This is a genomic window from Caballeronia sp. Sq4a (assembly GCF_023170545.1).
Taxonomy (GTDB): Bacteria; Pseudomonadota; Gammaproteobacteria; order Burkholderiales; family Burkholderiaceae; genus Caballeronia.
Map to the genome: position 1 here is coordinate 115,886 of NZ_CP084253.1, position 22,321 is coordinate 138,206.

A 22,321-nucleotide genomic window follows, 5' to 3' on the forward strand; every position below is an offset into this window, starting at 1 on the left:
GTTCGTCCGCGCGTGTGCTACCTTGAATGAGCAGCGTTCGATGTTGGAGGGCGCCATGTCAGTGATCGCACCCGACGAGAAGGCGGACTTTCTCGCGATTCTCGCGCGCCACCGGCTCGACCCGAGCGACTTCCTCGTGCAGGAGGCGGGCGAATCGGATGTCGTGGACGACGTTTATCCGCTGCGGGGACACGTGAACATCGTGCGGCGTTCAACGCTCAAGGAGCGCGAATATCGCATCGGGCACGGCACCGCATGGGTGGCGGCGTTCGAGAAGGACCTCAATAAGGGCGCGTTCGGCTGAAACGCGCGCGCCGCGTAAGTGTTTTCAACGCATCTTTTTGAAGCGGAGCACACGATGAGACCGACCGACTTCACATCGTTCAGGGCGCACCTCGCCATGCTGCTTCGCGATCTGCCGCGCGGCATGACCGCCGATCTGACCGATGTGGCCGTTGCATACTGGAACGGCAAGCAGGTCGTCGGCGCGTATCTGCGCGATAACGGATGCATCGACGAAGATTTCGACTTTGACGAAAACGCCTGGGGCGTGTGGCGCGACGAGTTTCTTCTCTGGTTCGACGCCCCGCGTTTCTCGGAACGCAGCGACCTGAAGGCGACGCTCGTCTCCGGCACGCATTGCGCGACAGTTCACGGCGGACAGTGGCCGCGTCCGCGCTGAAACTGCGTCGCAACGAAGCACTGCATTCTTTCTCCTTCGCTCTCCCTGCTCGCGAACGGCACGTGACTTGCTGCCCCAGGCCGGTCTGGCAACGTCCGAACCACGGCTGACGACGGCCGCGTTCCGCCATTCTTCAGGGAGGGTTGCAGCATGGCGAGTACCTCAAGACTTCATCCGCTCACGTTCGGCACGGCTATCGCGTTCATCGTGATCGGACTCGTGCTCGCCGCGGGCGGCGCGTATCTCGTGACGCTCAATGGATCGTGGTACTACGCGATCACCGGCGTGGCCATCGTGCTGACGGGCCTCCTGCTGCTCATCCGGCGCCGCTCCGCGTTGCTGCTCTTCGCGCTCGTGCTGTTCGGCTCGACGATCTGGGCGGTGTTCGAAGCGCGATTCGACTTCTGGCAGCTTCTGCCGCGCTTGTGGATCTGGGTCTTGCTCGCGGTGTGGCTGCTCATTCCTTATGTGCATCGCGGCGCGCTGTTCGGTCCGCCTTCGACTGCGCGGGCCGCGCGCGTGCCGCTCGCGGCTGCCATCGTGCTGGCGGTGCTGCTCGGCATCGGCACGTACTTCACGGATCCGCACGATCGCGCGGGCAGCATCGACGTGAGCGTGGCCGCCGACCCGAACCAGCCCGACCTGAACGCCGCGACCGGACGCCAACCCGGCGACTGGATCGACTATGGCGGCTCGCCGCTCGGACAGCGCTATGTGCCGCTCGCGCAGATCACGCCGCAGAACGTGCATCAGTTGAAAACGGCGTGGACGTTTCGCACCGGCGACATGCCCGGCCCCGACGATCCGACCGAAACCACCGACGAGAACACGCCGCTCAAAGTGGGCGACACGCTCTTTCTGTGCACGCCGCACAGCAAGGTGTTCGCGCTCGATGCCGCGACCGGCAAGGAGCGCTGGCACTTCGATCCGCAGATTCAGAGCGCGGTCGGGTTCAAGCATTGGGAGCACATGACCTGCCGGGGCGTCGCGTATTACGATCCGGCGATGCATGCGGCGGCGGCTTCGCCCGCGGCCGCGTCCGAAGCGTCCGCCGCGCCGGAAGCGTCATCCGATGCGCAGGCGTCCGCGCCAGCCGCCACGAGCGATGGCGCTGCCTCCATGCCCGCCGCGTCCAGCGATGCCGCCGCCTCCGCGCCGGCCGCATCGAGCGACGCCGCCGCTGCCGCGCCCGCGCAGAGCGGTGATCAGACCGCCGCGCAACCCGCCGCGCCTTCGAACGAATGCCCGCGCCGGCTCTTTCTTCCGACCGCCGATGCCCGCCTGATCGCGCTCGACGCCGACACGGGCAAGCCCTGCGCGAGCTTCGGGAAAAACGGAACCATCGACTTGCGCATGAACATCGGGCCGTTCACGCCGGGCGGCTATTACTCGACCTCGCCGCCAGCCGTCGCGCGCAATCTCGTGATCGTCGGCGGTCACGTGACGGATAACGAATCGAACAACGAGCCGTCCGGCGTGATCCGCGCGTACGACGTCAACGACGGCCATCTCGTCTGGAACTGGGATTCGGGCAACCCGGACGCCACCGAGCCGATCGCGCCCGGCGCAACCTACGTGCGCAACTCGCCGAACATGTGGTCGATCTTCAGCGTCGATGAAAAGCGCGGCATGGTCTATCTGCCGATGGGCAATCAGACGCCCGACCAATGGGGCGGCCACCGCACGCAGCAGGCCGAGCGTTTCGGCGCGGGCGTCGTCGCGCTCGATCTCGCGACCGGCAAGCTGCGCTGGAACTATCAGTTCACGCATCATGACCTTTGGGACATGGACGTGGGCGGCCAGCCGACGCTCGTCGTTCTGCAAACCGCGCAGGGCATGCAGCCGGCGCTGATCGCGTCGACGAAGCAGGGCAGCCTTTACGTGCTCAATCGCGAAACCGGCCAGCCGATCATCCCGATCAACGAGGTGCCGGTGCCGCAAGGGGCGGCGCGAGGCGACCGCACGTCACCGACGCAGGCCGTCTCCGCGCTCAACTTCAATCCGCCGCGCGTGCGCGAGGCGGACATGTGGGGCACGACGCCGTTCGATCAGCTCTGGTGCCGCATCAAGTTCAAGAGTCTGCGCTACGAGGGGCCGTTCACGCCGCCGTCCGAGCAGGGCACGCTGGTGTTTCCGGGCAACTTCGGCGTATTCGACTGAGGCGGCGTGTCGGTGGATCCGGTGCGGCAGATTCTGATCGCGAATCCGGATTACATGGCGTTCACGTCGAAGCTCATTGCCCGCGAGAAGCTGGACGAGCAGGCGGGCGAGAAGAAGGGCAGCGAGACGAGCGGCATCAAGCAGGCGCGCGGCACGCCGTTCGCGTTCGAGCTGAACGCGTTTCTGTCGCCGCTCGGCATTCCGTGTCAGGCGCCGCCGTGGGGGTATATCGCGGGTGTCGATCTGCGCACGGGCAAGATCGCGTGGCAGCACAAGAACGGCACGATTCGCGACAAGGCGCCGCTGCCGATTCCGATGCCGCTCGGCGTGCCGAGCCTCGGCGGCACCATCGTGACGGCGGGCGGCGTCACGTTCCTGACCGGCACGCTCGATCAATACGTACGCGCCTACGACGTACGCAACGGCAACAAGCTATGGGAAGCGCGTCTGCCGGCAGGCGGCCAGGCGACGCCGATGAGCTACGCCGACGCGAGCGGCAAGCAGTACATCGTGGTGACGGCGGGCGGGCATGGTTCGCTCGGAACCAAGGCGGGGGATTACGTGATCGCGTACACGCTGCCGTGAAGCGCGCGCGAGGGCGGCGGTGCGTTGAACCGCCGCCCTGAGCGGATTCAGACCGCGCGGCGATAGGCTTCGGCCATCAGCGCGCTGACCTTGGCGCGGGCCTTCAGTGCGTCACGAACGGCGTCGGCGATGATCGAAAAAAGCGGGGCGAGGATTCCCATGGCTACTCCTTGATTCGGTGGCTTCTAGGTTAACTACCTAGGTAGTAACCCGTATATTAGCAGGTTTGGTGCGACGCAGCAAACGAGACATTCGCCAAGCGATAGCAATGCTCGACGTCCCACCGTACGAACTTCGCACACCGGGCGATAATCGAGTGAAACGCGTGTTTCGCTCGTCCGGTGAAAGGAGAATGCACATGAGTCGGCATTTTTCGGGTCGCGCAGTGCTCTCCCTGCTGGGCGCGGCGGTCATCGCGGCGGCGATCGTCGTGGGATGCAGCGGCGGCGGTTCTTCATCGACGACGAGTTCCGTCGCGGCCGGCGGCGGGGCGGCGGCGCCCGCGTCCAGTCCGGCCGCAGCATCGGATGGAACGAGCGGCGGCACACCGACGCAGCCGGCCACGCACCCGATAGACGTCGCGACCTATCACAACGACATCGCGCGCACCGGCCAGCAGCTCTACGAATCCGTGCTCACGCCCGCGAACGTCAACGCGGCCACGTTCGGCAAGCTCGCCGTCTTCGCGGCGGACGGCCCGGTCGATGCGCAGCCGCTTTTCCTCGCCGCCGTGCCTATCGCGGGCGGCACGCGCAACGTGCTGTATGTCGCGACCGAGAAAGCGAGCGTCTTTGCGTTCGACGCGGACACCGGCGCCACGCTCTGGAAAGCGAGCACGCTCGCAAGCGGCGAGACGCCGAGCGACGACCACGGCTGCGGCCAAATCGCGCCGACCATCGGCATCACGGCGACGCCGGTCATCGACCGCGCGCGCGGCGCGATGTATGTCGTCGGCATGTCGAAAGACGGCGCGGGCCACTATCACCAGCGCATTCATGCGCTCGACATCGCGACGGGCGCGGAGCTTTTCGGCGGGCCGACGGAGATTGCCGCGTCGTATCCCGGCACCGGCGTGGGCAGCCAGAACGGGCGCGTCGTATTCGATCCGGGGCAATACGCCGAGCGCGCGTCGCTGCTGCTGCTGGGTGGCGTCGTCTATACGGCATGGACGTCGCATTGCGACATCATGCCGTACACCGGCTGGGTGATCGGCTACAACGCGAGCACGCTGCAACAGGCGAGCGTGCTGAACGTCACGCCCAACGGACAGATGGGCGCGATCTGGATGAGCGGCGCGGGCCTCGCTTCGGATGGCGCGTCGATCTATTTTCTCGATGCGAACGGCACCTTCGACACGACGCTCGACGGGCAGGGCATGCCGATTCACGGCAACTTCGGCAACGGCTTCCTGAAGCTCGCCACGACGCCGACGCTCGCCGTCACGGATTACTTCCAGCCGTCGAACACGGTGCAGCAGTCGAGCGTGGACGAGGATCTCGGTTCCGGCGGCGCGCTCGTGTTGCCCGATCTTCCTGACGCGAGCGGCGCGATCCGCCATCTCGCGCTCGGCGCGGGCAAGAACTCGGTGATCTACGTGGTCAACCGCGATTCGATGGGCAAGTTCGATTCGAACGCGGATCACATCTATCAGGAGGTCGTCGGGCAGATTCGCGGGCCGGTGTTCGGCATGCCCGCGTACTTCAACCGGACCGTGTACTTCGGCGCGTTAGGCGACAGCATCAAAGCATTCACGATCACCGACGCGCGGCTCTCGTCCACGCCCGCCAGCCAGACGCCCACGAGCTTCGGCGCGCCGGGCGCGACGCCGAGCGTGTCGGCGAACGGCGCGGCGAACGGCATCGTGTGGGCGGCGGAAAACGGCACGATCGCGGCGCTACACGCGTATGACGCGTCGAATCTCGCGCGCGAGCTGTACAACAGCCGACAGGCCGGCGCGCGCGACCAGTTCGGCCAGGGCAACAAGTTCATCACGCCGACGATTGCGAACGGCAAGGTGTACGTGGGCACGCGAAGCGGCGTGGGTGTGTTCGGATTGCTTTCGCGATAGATTCGGTACTGTCATCGCTTCATCGAGAGTGAGAGAGATCGAATGAACGCATCGCAACGCATCGACCAGTTGATCGCCGAACTGACGGACTGGCGCGGGCAGACGTTCGCCCGCGTGCGCGAAAGCATCCTCGATGCCGATCCGGAGATCGTCGAGGAGTGGAAGTACATGGGAAGCCCGGTGTGGTATCGCGACGGCATGATCGCGGTCGCCAACGCGCACAAGGGCAAAGTGAAGGTGACGTTCGCTCACGGCGCGTCGATTGCCGATCCCGACGGGCTGTTCAACGCGGGGCTGGAAGGGAATGCGCGGCGGGCCATCGATTTCTTCGAAGGCGATACGGTCGATGCGGCGCGGCTCACGCGGCTGGTGCGCGCGGCGATCGAGTTTAATCAAGAGAGAACGAAGAAGTCGGGGAAGTGAGGGCGGGTGAGTCGCTTCTCTCGCGAGCAGCGCGACTCAAGTACGTGAATGTTTCGTAGAACGAATGACATTTGCATGCGGACGTATGCGTGAAGGCGCTTGTCGCTGTCCCGATTCCCGATCGCTAGTGCGCGCCGCGCGGCGGTCAAGAGGCTTCCTTCGCGGAGTTCATACTCGGCAGCGGCGCGATTCGCGTAGCCGGTGATGGGTCGCGGGGGCATCGGCCGGTTGGGCGTGAATCGCTGTCACAACTGGCCGGCGTACGCCTGCGTTGCGGAATTGGCCGCGCCGCCTGCAATTCGCCGTCGAGAGGCGCGCTTCGCCCATGAAGAGCCATCCGGCCGCATCGACCTATCGCCCTCACCAACGCGCCTCCGACGTCCCCGGCGGCACCGACGCCCTGTCGTAGCCAGCAGGCGTGCGCGCGAGTTGCGCGCTCGGCCGCACCGCTTCGAGTTCGCCGAAGCCCGATGGCACGCGCTCCAGAAACGCCGCGATATCCGGCTTCTTCGCGCTCAGACCGCCCTCGATCCGGCCGAGCCCGCGCAGCCACTGCCCCGTCTGCGCCAGCGATACCTCCACGTGCCAGCTTCCGCCTTCCCGCTGCTGCTTCCACAGCGCCGCCGCCGCGCCGAACGCCATCAGAAAGCCGGTTGCCATGTCGAGCATCTGCATCGGCAGCGCGCGAGGCTTGCCTGCGCCTTCTGCCTCGCCTTCGGCCGCGTTGAAGCCCATCGCGGTCTGAACAAGTGAGTCGAAGCCGCGCCGCCCGGCCCACGGGCCCTGAGTCCCGTAAGCCGACAGCGACACCTGCACGATGCCCGGCCGCCGCGCCGCCAACTCGTCCGGTCCGAAGCCGAGCGAGGCCAGCACGCCCGGCCGGTAGCCTTGCGAGAACACATGCGCCTCGCCGATCAGACGCCACAGCGCCGCGCGCCCGTCTTCAGAGCGCAAGTCGATATGGGCCGAGCGCTTGCCCCGGCTCGTGTCGGCGATGGCGGAAATGTTCGGCAGATGCGGCGAATTCACGAGCATCACATCCGCGCCGAACGCGGCGAGCGCGCGACCGCCGACCGGACCGGCCAGAATGCGCGTCAAATCGAGGACGCGCACGTCGGAGAGCGGACGCGCATCGGCGGCGAGTGGCGGCAGCGTGAGCGGGGGCGCATCGCCGATGCGCGTGAACGTCATCAGCGGCTGCTTGGCGAGCGCTTGACCTTGCGGCGTCGCGTCCCATTCGTCGAAGCGGCGCAGCTTGGTGACGACGAGACCGCGTTGCGCGCAGGCCTCCTCGAAGTCGCCCGCGCGCCACTCTACGAGCGCGCGCTCGGCGTCGGCGCGCGTCGCCGTGGCCGGATCGAGACCGAGCACGCGCAACGCGCCGTCCTGATGGTGCGCGAAGTTCGCATGGATACGCACGTAGCCGTCGGCGCAGCGGTAGAGCCCGGAGAACGGCCCCCACGTTTCCGGCTCCTTGCCGTCGAGCGTGAAGTAGCCGGTGCATTCGACGGCCGCGTGCGTCATGTCGACCGACACGCGCTGACGCGGCGCGCCGCGGACATGCGCGAGCTCGCAGGCGGCGAGCGCCGCTGCGGCGATGGTGGACTGCGCGGCCGTGCCGACGGCGAAAGTGGAAGGGAAGACCGGATCGTGCCCGGTCAGGTCGACGAAGGAAAGCGCATCGCCGGGGAGACCGGCGATGCGCCATAGGGAAGCGAGGGTATCGAAGGAAGCGGTCATGATCGGAACGCGGCGACGAAAGATGCGCCATTGTCGCGCTGATTCGCGTCGGCTTCCCGCTACAGTTTTAAGGGGGGGTGCCGGGCCGCTGGGACGCGGCAGCCGGGCCGTGCCGCCGTTGCGCCTTCAGCCCCGGGCACGGGTGGTCGCCGATTCCGCGTCTGGCCGCAGTTGCTTCGGTCTGAGCCGCGCCGTGCCGCTGACTCCTCGCCCGGGCGTATCGCCATGAGCTCCCGCACGTGCCGAGTCGTCGGTTGCGAGCCCGGCCGCAGCAGCTAGGGCTTGTACCGCGTCCTGCCGCTGATCCTGCGCGGGCGTAGCACTTTCAGCCGCAGGCGCTCGGCGTCGCCGGTTGCGCGTCTCGCCGCACCGGCTTCGAACTGAGCCGTGCCGTGCGCCGAATCCTGCGCGGAGGCGTAGCGCCTTCAGCCGCGGCTCGCGCGACGCCGCTTGCCACGTCCTGCCGTAGCGGCTTCAGTCCGAGCCGCGCCGTGCCGCCGATTTCGCGCCCCGGTACGGCGAGTCCGGCATGCCGCCTTCATCGACGATGCCCCAGCCCGAGATACCGAGCGGCCATCCCCCGCGCCCAACCACCAATCACCCGCGCCGCGTCGCGAGTTCCGCGCCCTGACGCAGCGCTTCCAGCATGCTGCCTTCATCGGCGATGCCCTTGCCAGCGATATCGAACGCCGTGCCGTGATCCACCGAGGTGCGGATCACATCCAGCCCGACCGTCACGTTCACGCCCGCTTCGAGGCCGAGCACCTTCACGGGGCCGTGTCCCTGATCGTGATACATCGCGACGACGAGATCGAAATCGCCGCGTCCCGCGCGATAGAACAGCGTGTCGGCGGGCAGCGGGCCGGTCACGTCGAGACCGCGTTCCTGCAACGCCTTCACCGCCGGGATGATCTTCTCCTCTTCCTCACCATAGCCGAAAAGACCGTTCTCCCCCGCATGCGGATTGATCCCGCACACGCCGATGCGCGGCTTCGCGATGCCGGCTTTCTTCAGCGTCGCGTCGCCGCGCTCGATCGTGCGCTGAACGAGCCCCGGCTCGATCTTGCGGATCGCGTCGATGATGCCGATGTGCGTCGTCACGTGAATCACGCGCAGCTTCGGCGCGACGAGCATCATCGACACTTCGTCCACGCCGGTCAGATGCGCGAGCATCTCCGTGTGTCCCGGGAACTTGTGGCCGCCCGCGTGCAACGCTTCCTTGTTGAGCGGCGCGGTGCAGATGGCGTCGATCTGATTGGCCTGCGCCAGTTCGACCGCGCGGGCGATATAACGGTAAGCGGCGTCGCCCGCGACCGGCGAGAGCTGGCCGAACGGCAGGTCGTCGGGAATCAGGCCGAGGTCGATGCAGTCGATCACGCCCGGTTCATAGCGCGCCTCGGATGCGTCCTCGACGCGCCGCACGGTGGCCTTCACGCCGGTGATCTCGATGGCGCGTTCGAGGCGGCGCGCATCGCCGATCACGAGCGGACGGCACTGCTGATAAACGGTGTCGTGCGCGAGGCTCTTGACGACGATTTCCGGGCCCACGCCGCTCGCGTCGCCCATCGTGATGCCGATTACGGGAAGATAGTTGGTCATGGTGATTGATAGATGTTGAGGGTTCGCGTGGTTCTTAGCGGGCGCCAACGGGCGAGGCCGCTTCCGCGTGTTCGTTCGAGAGTCCGCGCAGATGACGATACGCGCCGTAGAGCGCGTGCTCGCTGCCGAACGCGCCTGCCTTCGTGACGATGGCCGCGCCGCCCGCCGTGTCCGATACGCCTGTGGTGGCCCGTCCGAGCGCGACGCCGGCTTCGATTTCGCGCACCAGTTCGAGGCTGCCGACGTTCGCCGCCGCGAGCATCGCGCGGGCGGTTTCACCGCCGGTCGCAATCAGCCCGCCGAGCGCGTCGAAGTGCGGCGCGACGAGCGCGGCAAGCGCGGTCGAAAGGCGCGCGCCTTCGGCGGGGTCGAAGGCATCGTCGCGTCCGATTCGCACGATCAGATCCTGCCCGCCGCGCAAGGTTTCGCCGATGCGCTCGCCCCACGCTTGCCAGTCCGCGTGACGCTCGCCGTCGCGCAGCACCGCCGGCGGCAAGATGAATTCGACGAGGCCCGCTTCGGTGCGCAGCATCGCGCATTGCCGCTCGGACACGGCCGACAGGCTGCCGACCAGCGCGAGCACCGGGCCGCGCGCCACGTCTGCGGACGGGTGCCGCGCCGCTGGCGCCAGGTCCGCAGCGGCTTCGAACAGATCGGGCAGCGCCGCGAGTTCGCGCGCGAGCCCGCCCGAGCCGACCCAAAAGAACGGCGTATCGAGCGATGCCGTGATGCGCGCGAGCGCGGCGAGGTCGTCGCTGGTTTCGGCATCGAGGATCAACGCGCCGATGCCTTCGGCCGCCGCCGTCGCGATGATCGCGGCGAGTGACTGCGGCTCGCGGCGCAGCGTATCGAGCGCGACGTGGGCGGTGGAGAGGCCCGCCGCTTCGAGCATCGGCCCGAGGCGCGCGTCGCGGCCGGCATGTTCGAGCTGCCACGTTTCCGTCTCTTCGAGCGGCACGCCATGCACGAACACGATGCCGTCGCGCACGGCGCGGCCTGTGGCCGGAAACGCGGGCGCGACGATCGCCGGCCCGGCGAGACGCGCGAGCGCCGCGACTTCCGCGGTCCAGTTGCCGCGCAGCGTCGAATCGATTTTCTTGTACAAACGCCGGCCGGGCGCGCGCAGCGCCTGCCACGCATCCGCGACGCGCGCGCCGGCGTCGGCGGGCGCGAGGCGGCGCGTGTCGGTGTCGGCGGCGATCACCGTGGCGTCCTCGGCGGGCGACGAGACGTCCAGCGTCACGACCGTCTTGCGCCCCGACGCCGCGAACGCGATGGCGCAGTCGGCGGCGCCCGAGAGGTCATCGGCGAGAATCAGCATGCTTGCTGCTTGGGCAGGCTGCGCGCTCATTGCGCGGCTCCCCGCTTGTCGCGCGCGCCGACCGCCACGCGCGCATCGCTGCGTGCGTTCACGCGCTTGGCAATCGCGGCCGTGACGATCGGCGTGACGATGGCCGTCACGACCACGCATGCCGCGACGAGCAGGGTCGCCGACTTCGCGGCCGATTCGTAGACCGGATTGGCCGCCGCGATCAGCGCCGGAACCGCCGCCGCATTGCCTGCGGTATTCGCCGCCGCCGCGCCCGCCACGCCCGTGCCGCCCGTCAGACGGTCCGCGAAGTAGAGCGGAATGCCCGTCACGACGACCACCGCGAGCCCGAGGCCGATGCCGAGCAGGCCAGCCTGCCAGACCTTGTGCAAGTCGAGGCTCGCGCCCAGCGCCAGCGCGAAGAACGGAATCATCACCGGCACCGCGCGGCCGAGAAAGTCGCGCATGTCGCGGTCCAGATTGCCGAGCAACATGCCGATGGCGAGCGGCAGAATGCTGCCGACGAGCGTCGGCCACGGAAACGCCGAGAGGCCCGCGACGCCGAGCGTGACCATCGTGAGGAACGGACCCGATTCGAGCGACATGATCGTGTATGCGCCGACGTCTTCCGAGCGTCCGTACTGGCCCATCAGCGCCATGTAGAGGCCGCCGTTCGTGTCGTTCATCGCGGCGACGACGGCGAGCGTCGAGAGCCCCGCGAACATGCCTGAACTGATCGGCTGCTCGCCGAGAAAATGTCCGAGCACGATGCCCGTGAGAATCGCCATGCCGACTTTCGTGGCGAAGAGCGCGCCGCCTTTCTTGAGCAGGTAGGGCGTCGCTTTCACGTCGATGCCCGCGCCCATGCAGACATAGAAGACCGCGAGAATCGGCAGCGCGCCGGTGAAGAGCGCGTTCGTGAACGAGCCGAAGAACTTCGGCATGCCCGGCAGGAACGTCGCGATGAGCGAACCGATCAGAAGCGGAACGATCATCATGCCGCCGGGTACGCGCTCCACCGCGCGTTTGATGGGAATCTGGGCCATGGGTGTCTCCAGGAGGTCTTGTCTGGTTCGATCAAGAAATGATTGCATCGATCATTTGCGAGTGTATCCTTTGATCGAATCGCGCGCAATTCGACGCTTCTAGGCGTTTACACTGGTCGAACCGCGCAAACGTTGTGATGATTAATGATCGGACCGATCAAAAGCGGCAGCGTGCGCTTGTGAGGTGTCGATTAGCATTGCCCGAGCCCGAAAGCGCCGCCCGATTCGCTAAACTTGCGGTCCGCCGCACGCGGCACGCGTCATCACGCTCAAACGAACAGGAACCGCATGAAAGTCGAGAAACGCCGCGAAGCCATGTTGAAGGCCGTGCTGTCCGGCATGAACGATGTGGCCGCGCTGTGCGAACACTTCGGCATGTCCGAGGCGACGGTGCGGCGCGACCTGCGCGCGCTCGCCGAGGAACGCCGCATCGTGCGCACGTACGGCGGCGCGGCGTCGGTCGGCGTGCACGAGCCGGAAGAATCGCTCGATACGCGTCGGGGGAGTTTCCGGGAACAGAAGGAAGCTATCGCGCGGGCGGCGGCGCGGCACGTGCAGGACGGCGACACGCTCTTTCTGGACGGCGGCACGACGACCGCCGCGCTCGCGCGCTGCCTCGCGGGGCGCAAGGACATTCAGGTCGTGACGAACAATCTGCTGGCGGTGAGCGCGCTCGCGTCCGCGGAAGTGCGCGTGACGCTGATCGGCGGCGACGTGCGGCCGTCAAGCATGAGCACGCTCGGACCTATTGCGCAGCTTGCCCTGTCGCGCGTGACGTATGACCTGGCTTTTCTGGGCGCGGACGGCGTGGTGGCGGGCCGCGGGCTATGCGAAGCCACGGCGGAGCAGGCGTTTCTGAAGGAGTGCATCGTCGCGCAGGCGGCGAGCGTGTTCGTGCTCGTCACGTCCGACAAGCTCGGGCGCGCGAGCCAGCAGCACTGGACGCCGCTCGAACGCGAGTGGACGCTCATCACCGATTCGCTCGCCGACCCGGCAGCCGCGAACCGCTTCACGGAGCGCGGCAACGTGACCGTCGAGCGCGCGGAGAGCGAAGCGCGCTAGCGGCTCGCTGTCGGTTTCATTTGGCGGCGAGCGCGAGCACCGCTTCCACTTCGTCGAGATCTACGGGCTTCACGAGATGCGCATCGAAGCCGGCGGCGCGCGTGCGGGCGATGTCTTCGTCCGATCCGAGCCCGGTCATGGCGGCGACGATCACATGCTTGCCGCCATCGCTGCTCGCCTGCTCGCGGATGCCGCGAATCACGTCGAAGCCCGTGAGCCCCGGCATCGACAGGTCCAGCAGCACGACCTGCGGCCGGCGCGCGCCGAACTGCTGCAACGCCTCTTCGCCGTCGTAGGCCGAGCGCGCGGTGTGACCGAGCATGTCGACGAGCAGCGTCATGCTGTCGGCGGAATCGCGATTGTCGTCCACCACGAGCACTTCCAGTTGCCGATCCGCCGCTGCCGCGGGCTCTGCCGGCGTGGCTCCGATGTCCGCTGGCGCCTGCGCGAGCGGCAGCCACAGCGTGAACGCGCTGCCCTTGCCGGTGCCGCCGCTCTTCGCCTCGACATGGCCGCCGTGCAGTTCCGCGATCGCGCGCACGAGTGTCAGGCCGATGCCGAGCCCGCCTTCGTCGAGATGCGCGCCCGGCGGATGCTCCTGCACGAACAGATCGAAGACCGTGGCGAGCGCATCGGCGGAAATGCCGCGTCCCTGATCGGTCACGCGCAGCATCGCCGCATTGCCGCGCGGGCCGACTTCGAGCGTGACCGTCGACCCGGGCGGGCTGAACTTGGATGCGTTGTTCAGCAGATTGTTGAGCGCCTGAACGAGCCGCGTGGAATCGCCGGTCACATGCATGCGCTGGCCGCTTTCCTCGACCGCGAGGCGCTGGCCGCGCGCATCGAACAACGGCTGGCTCGCTTCGACGCTCAGATGCACGACATCCGCGATATCCACGATTTCCGTCGAGAGACGAATCTTGCCCGAACTGACGCGGCCCGCTTCGAGCAGATCGTCGACGAGCTTCGTCAGATGCGCGAGCTGCCGGTCGACGATCAGGCGGCTGCGGTTGACGTCGGGATCGTCGGACGCCTTCAGCTTCAGAATGCTCACGGCGTTGCGTATCGGCGCGAGCGGATTGCGCAGCTCGTGACCGAGCAGCGCCAGGAATTCGTTCATGCGCCGGCTCGACGCTTCGAGTTCTTCGAGGCGGCGGCGCGCGGTCATGTCGCGCGTGATCGCGACGAAGTTCTGCTCTCGGCCATTGGTGGACGGCAGCGCGCTCAGAATGGCATGCGCCCAGAAGGCGGAGCCGTCCTTGCGCACGCGCCAGTCTTCGTGCTCCATGCGGCCGTGTTCGCTCGCGCGGCGCAGGGCCTCGTCGGGACGGTCGCGGCCCAGTTCGTCGGGCGGATAGAAGAGCGCGAAATGCCGCCCGACCGCTTCTTCCGCCGTGTAGCCGTAGAGGGCGCGCGCGCCGTCGTTCCACGATTGCACGATGCCGTGCCGGTCCAGCATGTAGATCGCGTAGTCGCTGACCGAATCGATCAAAAGACGCAGGCGCTGGTTCGCTTCGGTCGCGCGCAGCCGGTCCGTGATGTCGTGGATGAAGCAAGCGAATTGCCGCTGGCCGTCGAACCACACTTCGCTCACCGTCAGTTCGGCGGCGAACTCGGTGCCGTCGCGACGCACCGCCGGAAGCTGGATGCGGTTATTGATGACGCGGGCTTCGCCGGTGGCGAGATAGCGCGTGAGGCCGGTGCGATGCGCGTCGCGGAGCCGCTCGGGCACGATCAGCTGCGCCAGTTCGCGGTTCACCGCCTCCTGCGCGCGCCAGCCGAACAGCGACGCCGCGGCCTCGTTCCAGTCGACGATCATGCCCGCTTCGTCCATCGAGATGAAGGCGACGTTCGCGTTGTCGATCACGGTGCGGCGGCGGCGCAGCGCATCGGCGAGCTTTTTCTCGTACTCCGCGCGCAGCGACGATTCCATGCTTAAGTCCGCGCTCACGCTGGCGTTGGCCGCCACGAGCTGGCGATTCTCCTGCGCCGCTTCCTCTCGGGCGATGGTTTCCGCGATGCACGCGCAGAACGCGTTCAGGATGGCGATGTCGGACTGGTCGAACTGGTCCGGCTCGCCGGAGATGAGCTTGAGCACCGCCACGGAGCGGCCGTCGTAGATAACGGGCGCAACCACCATGGAAATGGCGCCGACCGCCTGACACGCCGCGCGATCCACGCGATGGTCGTTTGCGGTATTGCGGCTGATGAGCGCCTGCTGACGCGTGATGCACAGGCCCGACAGACTGCCGGCGCTCGGCAGACGGACGCCGACGTGCTGCGCGGCCGCGCCGCTCGCTGCGCAATAGACGAGCTGATCGTCTTCGATCCATTCGACGACAGCCGACGCGACGGACGCGACTTCGCGCAAGGTGTCCGTGACTTGTTGCAGATACGCCGGCAGCGGCAGGCGCGAATGCGCGAGACTGGCGAACGTTGCGAACCACCGCTGGAAATGCGCCTGACGTTGGCGATCGGGCTTGTGCCTCATGTCGGATGCGGAAGCCTCATACTGGAAACGCATAGCTCTTTATCCCATCGATGAAGCGCGGAACATGGCGCGCGGGAAGTCGGCGTATCGGTGGCAGAAGGGCCTCAATTGAAACACAAATGAATCGCAAACGTTTGCCTAAAAGCCCAGCTTTTCGTGTTACGAAAAAAGGGGCGCGGTAAGCGTTTCTTGCGACGTATGACCGCGTAATTCGTGCATGCGACGCGCGGCGCGTCGGTAATCTCGTCCGTTGGCGGACGGCGCGCTCATGCGGCCACGGCGCGTCCCGCTTCCGCGATCTCTTCCATCAATAACCGCACGCCGGGCGATAACGGCGCATCGCGTCGCGTGACCATCTCGTACGGCTCGCTCTTCGACGAAAACGCGAGCGGCAGCGTGCACACGACGCCATGCGCGGTGCAGAAGCGGGCGACATCGACCGATACCAGCGCCACCAGCGACGGATTCTTTTGCAATAGCGCGAGCGTCGCGAACGCAGATGTCGTTTCGAGCAGATGCGCCGGAAAGCGCAGTCCTGCGTCGTGGAACTCGCGTTCGAGCAAGAGACGCATCGGCATGTTCGCGCGATACACGACCCAGCGGTGCTTCGCCAGATCCTTCAGCGCGACGCGCCGCCGCTTCGCGAGCGGATGCGCGGTGTTGGCAATGACGGCAAGCGTCTCCTGCTGCACGACCACGCTGTCGTAGAGATACGGCGTCTGGCTCACGCTCGTGCGACACACGGCAACGTCGAGCCGTCCGGCGTCGATGAGACCGAGCAGCGTCGCGCTCGTGTCCTCGACGATCTCGACCGACATTTCCGGCTGACGCGCGCCGAGCGCCGTGATGGCGTCGGTGACGAGCGGCACGGCGCCCATGATGACGCCCACCGATACGCGCCCGCCGAAGCCGCGCATGATGCCGACGATTTCTTCGCGCAGATGCGCGAGGTCGGTCTGAATGAGCCGTGCGTAGCGGATCACGCAATGGCCGACGGCATTGGGCTCGAGGCCCCGATGCGTGCGCACGAAAAGCGGCGTGCCGAACGTGGTTTCGATTTCATGCAGCGACTTGCTCACGCCCGGCTGCGTGAGAGCGAGCTGACTCGCCGCGCCTTGCAATGAGCCACGTTCTTCGAGTGCAATGAGAAGACGCAGTTGCCTCAAGTGCAGCCGCGAAAGAATCGAATTGAGCGATGGCGTCATGTTGCGGTTTGACTTGACGGAAAGTTATACCCCTATCACATGCCGTCAGTATCGCGGACGCGCGCCGCTACGTATACTCAGCCGATGCGCCTATAACTTTTCCTCATCTCGCCATGCCGCTCATCAACTACATCACGCAGATCCAGTTCGACTTCGGCGCTGTGCGCCTCCTTGCCGGAGAGTGCGAACGCATCGGCATTCGACGTCCGCTCATCGTGACGGATGCGGGTATTCGCGCTGCGGGCCTGCTCGACAAGATCGTGGATGCGCTCGGTCCCACGTTCGACGCGCCGGTGTTCGACGCGACGCCGCCGAATCCCAACGAAGCCGCCGTGCGCGCGGCGGTCGAGCTATATCGCTCGAACGGGTGCGATGGCGTGATCGCGGCGGGCGGCGGCTCGTCGATCGATCTGGCGAAGGGCGTCGCGGTCTGCGCGACGCACGAAGGACCGCTGCAGAGCTTCGCCGTGATCGAGGGCGGGCTCGCGCGCATCACGGCGGCGACCGCGCCGGTCATCGCCATTCCGACGACGGCGGGAACGGGCAGCGAAGTGGGCCGCGGCGCGATCCTGATTCTGGATGACGGCCGCAAGGTCGGCGTGATCTCGCCACATGTGGTGCCGAAAGTCGCGATCTGCGATCCCGAGCTGACGCTCGGCCTGCCGCCGATGCTCACCGCCGCGACCGGCATGGACGCCATCGCGCATTGCCTCGAAACGTTCATGGCGCCGGCGTTTAACGCGCCCGCCGACGGCATCGCGCTCGACGGCCTGTGGCGCGCATGGCGATACATCGAGCGGGCGACGCGCGAGGGCTCCGACCGAGCGGCGCGCTGGAACATGATGAGCGCGTCGATGCAGGGCGCGCTCGCGTTCCAGAAGGGCCTCGGCTGCGTGCATAGCCTGAGCCATTCGCTCGGCGGCATCAATCCGAAGCTGCACCACGGCACGCTGAACGCCATCTTTTTGCCGGCGGTGATCGCGTTCAATCGCAGCGCGCCGTCGATGCAGGAGGAAGGCAAGCTCGACCGCATCGCGCAGGCGATGAGTCTCTCGTCCGGCGACGAAGTCGGCGACGCGATCCGCGCGATGACCGCGACGCTCGGGCTGCCGCGCGGCCTCTCAGAACTGGGTGTGACGCGCGACCTGTTTCCCCGCATCATCGCCGGGGCGATGAAGGATCACAGCCACAAGACGAACCCGCGCGAGGCGACGAGCGACGACTACGCGGCGATGCTGGAAGCGTCGATGTAACCCGCATCCGACCGGGCGCATGGCGGATTTGCGGCGTTGCAACAGACCACTAGGGAAAACCCCTAGGCCCTGTTACAATACCGTGCAAATTCAGGAAGAAACGCCATGCGCCACCGTTACATCATTCTCGAAAAGATCGCTTTTACGTTGCTCACGCTGTCCGCAGTCGTCGATGCCAGCTACATCACCTGGGAAGAGCACCCGAACTTCCGCGAAAACGTCACGGAATTCGTCCAGAAGAGTTCGGAGCTGAATTACGCGACCGCCACGGTCGACGGCTCGACCCTGATGCCGATGGCTTTCAACTGAGCGATATTGCAATCTCCCGCCGCTTCTGAAGCGGCGGGCTCAAGCTCTCCCTTCCCGCATACTCGCTATTCGGCCCGCCGTCGCCCGGCGCGCGCCGCTTGTCCTATGCTGGCGGCTCTGTTTAACGCAGCCGCCGCGCATGTCCACCGTTCTTCGTTCCGACGCCCATCCCGGCGGAACCCTTCTCAGCTTCGCCCGCAGCATCGGGCAGATCGTCCTCCAGCGCAACGCCGCGACCGGCGCATTCGTATTGGCAGGCGTGCTCTGCGCGAGCCCGCGCCTTGCCTGCGGCTTGCTGATCGGCTCGCTCGCGGGAAAGGTCGTGACGCTCATCACCGAATCTGCCGATTCCCCCGCCCTGCGCGACGACCTCTACGGTTTCAACGGCGCGCTCGCGGCGCTGGCGGCCTTCACCTTCATTCGGGACGCGTCGCAGGCGGCGGCCGTCGCGATCCTCGCCGCCGTCTTTGCGACGATGCTCGCGGGCACGCTCGCTCGCGGCCTGTCGCGCTGGAACTTGCCGATCTTGTCGAGCCCGGCGATCATCGTCACCTGGTGCTGGATGCCGCTTCTGGCCGACCGGGGCGAAGTCGGGGCGCTGGGGCCCGTCGCCAAGAGTGTCGACGCACTGATCGAGGCCGCTTTTGCGGGACTCGCGCCCATCGTGTTCGCATCCGGCGCGCTCGCGGGCGGATTGATCGCCGCGGGACTGCTCGCCGCGCGGCCCGCGCGCGCGGGCTGGGCACTTGCGGGCAGCGCGCTGGGCGCGGTGCTGCATGGCTTGGGCGGCGCGAACGACGCCGTGCTGCTGTCGGGCGCGTGCGGCTTCAACGCGGCGCTGGTGGCGCTGGCTGCCGCGCCGCTCGGCGCGCGGTGTGTGTTCATCGGCATCGCGGTCGCTGTGGTGATCGAGCGCATCGCGGATAGCGCCGGCATCGCTGCGCTGACCGCGCCGTTCGTGCTCGCGTCGTGGGCGGTGATTGCGCTCGCGCGGGCGTCGCGGAAAGACTGTGTCCTATAAGGCCGGCTCGGGCGTCGAGCCTTGAGTACGGTGGAACGCCGGCTCGGCGCGTCGCGTGGTATCGAACTACAGCACGGCGTCGGGCCAGTGTTAACGATGAGGTCAGGGCGATTCGCTAACACGCCAACCCCGGCCCACAGGAGACCCTTATGTCATTCACCCACACCCCCGAGCGCCGCATCGACGAAAACGCGCCGCGTTCCGCCGCCGAAGCCGCCACGCGCGTCGAGTTGGCCGCCGCGTATCGGCTCGTCGCGCTGAACGGCTGGGATGATGTCGTCTATACGCACATTTCCGCGAGCGTGCCGGGCGAGCCGGGGTGCTTCCTGATTAACCCGTTCGGGCTCGCGTTCGACGAAGTCACCGCGTCCAACCTCGTGAAGATCGACATCGAAGGCAACGTGATCGGCGAATGTGCGCACAGCGTCAACGCCACCGGCTTCGCGCTGCACGCCGCCGTGCATGCCGCGCGCGCCGAAGCCGCGTGCGTGATGCATCTGCATGTGCGCGAAGCCATCGCCGTATCGGCGCAACCGCATGGCCTGCTGCCGGCGTCGCAACACGCGATGCGCTTTCACGGCCATCTCGCGTATCACGATTACGAGGGCCTCGCGTTCTCGCCGTCCGAAGGCGAGCGGCTCGTCGCGAGCCTAGGCGCGCATCGGGCGATGCTGTTGCGCAATCACGGCCCGCTCACGCTCGGGCGCACCGTCGCGGAAGCCTATGTGCTCATGGATACGCTCGTGAGAGCGTGCGACATTCAATTGCGCGCGCTGGCCGGTGTCGGCAAGATGATCGTGCCGACGCCGGACGTGGTGGCGCGCACGGCGGCGCAGTTGCATGACGACGACGCCATAGAAGGCGCGCTCGAATGGCCCGCGCTCATGCGCAAGCTCGACCGCATCGATCCGTCTTACCGCCAATGAATATTCAACAGGAGAGCGAAGCAATGCCGACTTTCAACATCCAGCTTTTCGAAGGCCGCACGGTGGAAGAGAAGCGCAAGTTCGTCGAGGCGATCACGCGAACCACGTGCGAAACGCTCGGCTGCGAGCCGGGCTCGGTGGACATCATCCTGACCGACGTGAAGCGCGAAAACTGGGCGACGGCCGGCAAGCTCTGGTCGGACCAGTAGCCCGGCCAGAGCAAACGCAGCAGCATGGCGCTGCTGCGTTGATCCAAACGCTTACGACGTCTCTTTCGCGGCCAGCCGGAACTTGTGCAGGAGCGGCTCCGTGTAGCCGTTCGGCTGCGTGCGGCCTTCGAACACGAGCGCGCACGCGGCCTTGAACGCGTACGAGCTATCGAACGCGGGCGCCATCGGACGATAGTACGGATCGGCGTCGTTCTGCTTGTCGACCACGGCGGCCATGCGTTCCAGCGTCTGACGCACCTGCTCCTCGGTGACGATGCCGTGCCGCAGCCAGTTCGCGATGTGCTGGCTCGAGATGCGCAGCGTCGCGCGATCTTCCATCAGGCCGACATCATGAATGTCCGGCACCTTCGAGCAGCCGACGCCCTGATCGATCCAGCGCACCACGTAGCCGAGAATGCCCTGCGCGTTGTTCTCGATCTCGTTGCGGATATCGTCTTCCGACCACGACGGATTCTCGACGACCGGAATCGTCAGGAGTCCGTCGAGAAGCCCGTTCTTCACGCTTTCGTAGTCGATGCTTTCCATTTCCTGCTGGACCTGCTGCACATCGACCTGATGGTAATGCAGCGCGTGCAGCGTCGCGGCGGTCGGCGACGGCACCCACGCGGTGTTCGCGCCCGCTTTCGGATGCGCGATCTTCTGTTCGAGCATCGCGTGCATCAGGTCCGGCATCGCCCACATGCCCTTGCCGATCTGCGCGCGCCCGCGCAAGCCTGCGTTCAGGCCGACGAGCACGTTGTTGCGCTCATAGGCGCTGATCCATGCCGACGACTTCATGTCGCCCTTGCGCATCATCGGGCCGGCTTCCATCGACGAATGCATCTCGTCGCCGGTGCGGTCCAGAAAGCCCGTGTTGATGAACGCGACGCGCGCGCTCGCCGCCGCGATACACGCCTTGAGGTTGACGCTGGTGCGCCGCTCCTCGTCCATGATGCCCATCTTGATGGTGTGACGCGGCAGGCCGAGCAGGTCTTCCACGCGCGTGAAGAGCTCGTCCGAGAACGCGACTTCGGCAGGTCCGTGCATCTTCGGCTTCACGATGTAGATGGAGCCGGTGCGCGAGTTGATCTTGTTCTTGAGATCGTGCATGGCGCCGAGCGTCGTCATCACCGCATCGAGAATGCCTTCGGGCACTTCGTTGCCGTCGCGATCGAGCACGGCGGGGTTCGTCATCAGATGCCCGACGTTGCGAATGAAGAGCAGCGAGCGGCCATGCAGCTTGAGCGTGGAGCCGTTCGGCGCGGTGTATTCGCGGTCTGGGTTCAGGCTGCGCGTGAAGGTCTTGCCGTTCTTCGTGACCTGCTCGGACAGTTGGCCCTGCATCAAGCCGAGCCAGTTGCGGTAAAGCTGCGTCTTGTCGGCGGCATCCACGGCCGCAACCGAATCTTCGCAGTCGATGATCGTGCTCACGGCCGCTTCGATCAGCAGGTCCTTGACGTGCGCCGCATCCGTCTTGCCGATGGAGTCGTTCGCGTCGATCTGAATCTCGATGTGCAGGTCGTTGTGCTTGAGCAGCACGGCTTGCGGCGCGCTGGCATCGCCCTGAAAGCCCGCGAACTGTTCCGGATTCGCGAGGCTGCTCTTGCCATCGCGCAAGGTCACGACCAGCTGGCCGCGCTCGACGCTGTACTTCGTGGCGTCGGCATGCGAGCCGTGCGCGAGCGGCGCGTTGTCGTCGAGGAACGCGCGCGCGTAGGCGATTACCTTCGCGCCGCGCTTCGGGTTGAACTCGGCGGTGCGCTCTGCGCCGTCGCTTTCGTCGATGGCGTCGGTGCCGTAGAGCGCGTCGTACAGGCTGCCCCAGCGCGCGTTCGCGGCGTTGAGCGCATAGCGCAGATTCGACAGCGGCACGACGAGCTGCGGGCCGGCCTGCTCGGCGATCTCGCGGTCCACGTTCGCCGTGGTCGCGCGCACGTGCGCGGGCGCGGGAACGATATAGCCGATCTCCTCCAGGAACTTGCGATACGCGCGCAGATCGCGCACCGGGCCGGGATGGCTGCGGTGCCAGTTATCGAGTTCGCTCTGCATGCGGTCGCGTTCGGCGAGCAACGCGCGGTTCTTCGGAGCCAGGTCGTGCACGAGTGCATCGAACCCTTGCCAGAAGGCTGCGGCATCGACGCCCGTGCCGGGAATCGCTTCTTCTTCGACGAACTTGGCGAGGCTCGATGCGACCTTCAGGCCGTGCTGTTGAATCATGTCGTTCATGGGCACT

The 22,321-nt window shown here is 66.6% G+C and carries 17 protein-coding genes and 1 pseudogene; 11 read left to right on the plus strand and 7 right to left on the minus strand.

What is annotated here, in order from left to right; genetic code table 11:
* Nucleotides 1-55 precede the first annotated feature (55 nt).
* From LDZ24_RS25075 to LDZ24_RS25095, 5 genes and pseudogenes are all read left to right on the plus strand, one after another.
* A complete protein-coding gene (locus tag LDZ24_RS25075) occupies nucleotides 56-304 on the plus strand; it encodes a hypothetical protein (protein ID WP_248324592.1) in 249 nt (82 codons plus the stop codon).
* 54 nt (nucleotides 305-358) lie between these two features.
* Complete coding sequence (locus tag LDZ24_RS25080; protein ID WP_248324593.1) at nucleotides 359-682, plus strand: hypothetical protein; 324 nt, start codon at nucleotides 359-361, stop codon at nucleotides 680-682.
* 150 nt (nucleotides 683-832) lie between these two features.
* Nucleotides 833-3,427, plus strand: a pseudogene (locus LDZ24_RS25085) (glucose/quinate/shikimate family membrane-bound PQQ-dependent dehydrogenase).
* Between the two features lie 358 nt (nucleotides 3,428-3,785).
* The gene (locus tag LDZ24_RS25090) at nucleotides 3,786-5,495 is read left to right on the plus strand and encodes a PQQ-binding-like beta-propeller repeat protein (RefSeq protein ID WP_248324594.1); all 1,710 of its coding nucleotides are present in this window, start codon (nucleotides 3,786-3,788) and stop codon (nucleotides 5,493-5,495) included.
* A 42-nt stretch (nucleotides 5,496-5,537) separates the two neighbouring features.
* Nucleotides 5,538-5,918, plus strand: coding sequence for a DUF1801 domain-containing protein (locus LDZ24_RS25095; protein WP_248324595.1), 381 nt, complete (start codon nucleotides 5,538-5,540; stop codon nucleotides 5,916-5,918).
* Between the two features lie 360 nt (nucleotides 5,919-6,278).
* Here LDZ24_RS25095 and LDZ24_RS25100 read toward each other — a convergent pair whose 3' ends face one another.
* The 4 genes from LDZ24_RS25100 to LDZ24_RS25115 form a co-directional block, all read right to left on the minus strand.
* Nucleotides 6,279-7,658, minus strand: coding sequence for a CoA transferase (locus tag LDZ24_RS25100; RefSeq protein WP_248324596.1), 1,380 nt, complete (start codon nucleotides 7,656-7,658; stop codon nucleotides 6,279-6,281).
* A gap of 597 nt (nucleotides 7,659-8,255) precedes the next feature.
* Complete coding sequence (pdxA, locus tag LDZ24_RS25105; RefSeq protein WP_248324597.1) at nucleotides 8,256-9,257, minus strand: 4-hydroxythreonine-4-phosphate dehydrogenase PdxA; 1,002 nt, start codon at nucleotides 9,255-9,257, stop codon at nucleotides 8,256-8,258.
* A 34-nt stretch (nucleotides 9,258-9,291) separates the two neighbouring features.
* Nucleotides 9,292-10,608, minus strand: coding sequence for a four-carbon acid sugar kinase family protein (locus tag LDZ24_RS25110; RefSeq protein WP_248324598.1), 1,317 nt, complete (start codon nucleotides 10,606-10,608; stop codon nucleotides 9,292-9,294).
* Nucleotides 10,605-11,612, minus strand: coding sequence for a 2-keto-3-deoxygluconate permease (locus tag LDZ24_RS25115; RefSeq protein WP_248324599.1), 1,008 nt, complete (start codon nucleotides 11,610-11,612; stop codon nucleotides 10,605-10,607). The genes LDZ24_RS25110 and LDZ24_RS25115 overlap by 4 nt, the downstream gene beginning before the upstream one ends.
* A 288-nt stretch (nucleotides 11,613-11,900) precedes the next feature.
* Between LDZ24_RS25115 and LDZ24_RS25120 the strand changes: the two genes are divergently transcribed.
* Complete coding sequence (locus LDZ24_RS25120) at nucleotides 11,901-12,674, plus strand: DeoR/GlpR family DNA-binding transcription regulator (RefSeq protein WP_248324600.1); 774 nt, start codon at nucleotides 11,901-11,903, stop codon at nucleotides 12,672-12,674.
* Between the two features lie 16 nt (nucleotides 12,675-12,690).
* Here the strand turns inward: LDZ24_RS25120 and LDZ24_RS25125 are convergent, their stop codons facing one another.
* Both LDZ24_RS25125 and LDZ24_RS25130 read right to left on the minus strand, forming a co-directional pair.
* A complete protein-coding gene (locus LDZ24_RS25125) occupies nucleotides 12,691-15,165 on the minus strand; it encodes a PAS domain S-box protein (protein WP_248324601.1) in 2,475 nt (824 codons plus the stop codon).
* 266 nt (nucleotides 15,166-15,431) lie between these two features.
* Complete coding sequence (locus LDZ24_RS25130; RefSeq protein WP_248324602.1) at nucleotides 15,432-16,370, minus strand: LysR family transcriptional regulator; 939 nt, start codon at nucleotides 16,368-16,370, stop codon at nucleotides 15,432-15,434.
* Between the two features lie 113 nt (nucleotides 16,371-16,483).
* On the opposite strand from LDZ24_RS25130, the gene LDZ24_RS25135 reads away from it, so the two are divergent.
* The 5 genes from LDZ24_RS25135 to LDZ24_RS25155 all read left to right on the plus strand — a co-directional run bounded on the left by LDZ24_RS25135 (nucleotide 16,484) and on the right by LDZ24_RS25155 (nucleotide 20,088).
* Nucleotides 16,484-17,623, plus strand: coding sequence for an iron-containing alcohol dehydrogenase (locus LDZ24_RS25135; RefSeq protein ID WP_248324603.1), 1,140 nt, complete (start codon nucleotides 16,484-16,486; stop codon nucleotides 17,621-17,623).
* A gap of 105 nt (nucleotides 17,624-17,728) precedes the next feature.
* Entirely contained in the window at nucleotides 17,729-17,932 is a 204-nt protein-coding gene (locus tag LDZ24_RS25140) for a hypothetical protein (protein WP_248324604.1), read from the plus strand.
* A 139-nt stretch (nucleotides 17,933-18,071) separates the two neighbouring features.
* Nucleotides 18,072-18,953, plus strand: coding sequence for an urea transporter (locus LDZ24_RS25145; RefSeq protein ID WP_248324605.1), 882 nt, complete (start codon nucleotides 18,072-18,074; stop codon nucleotides 18,951-18,953).
* A 149-nt stretch (nucleotides 18,954-19,102) separates the two neighbouring features.
* Nucleotides 19,103-19,879, plus strand: a complete 777-nt coding sequence (locus tag LDZ24_RS25150; protein ID WP_248324606.1) for a class II aldolase/adducin family protein — start codon at nucleotides 19,103-19,105, stop codon at nucleotides 19,877-19,879.
* Nucleotides 19,880-19,902: 23 nt separating this feature from the next.
* The gene (locus tag LDZ24_RS25155; protein ID WP_175945609.1) at nucleotides 19,903-20,088 is read left to right on the plus strand and encodes a 4-oxalocrotonate tautomerase; all 186 of its coding nucleotides are present in this window, start codon (nucleotides 19,903-19,905) and stop codon (nucleotides 20,086-20,088) included.
* A gap of 51 nt (nucleotides 20,089-20,139) precedes the next feature.
* On the opposite strand, the gene LDZ24_RS25160 is transcribed toward LDZ24_RS25155, so the two are convergent.
* The gene (locus LDZ24_RS25160; protein WP_248324607.1) at nucleotides 20,140-22,314 is read right to left on the minus strand and encodes a malate synthase G; all 2,175 of its coding nucleotides are present in this window, start codon (nucleotides 22,312-22,314) and stop codon (nucleotides 20,140-20,142) included.
* Nucleotides 22,315-22,321 lie beyond the last annotated feature (7 nt).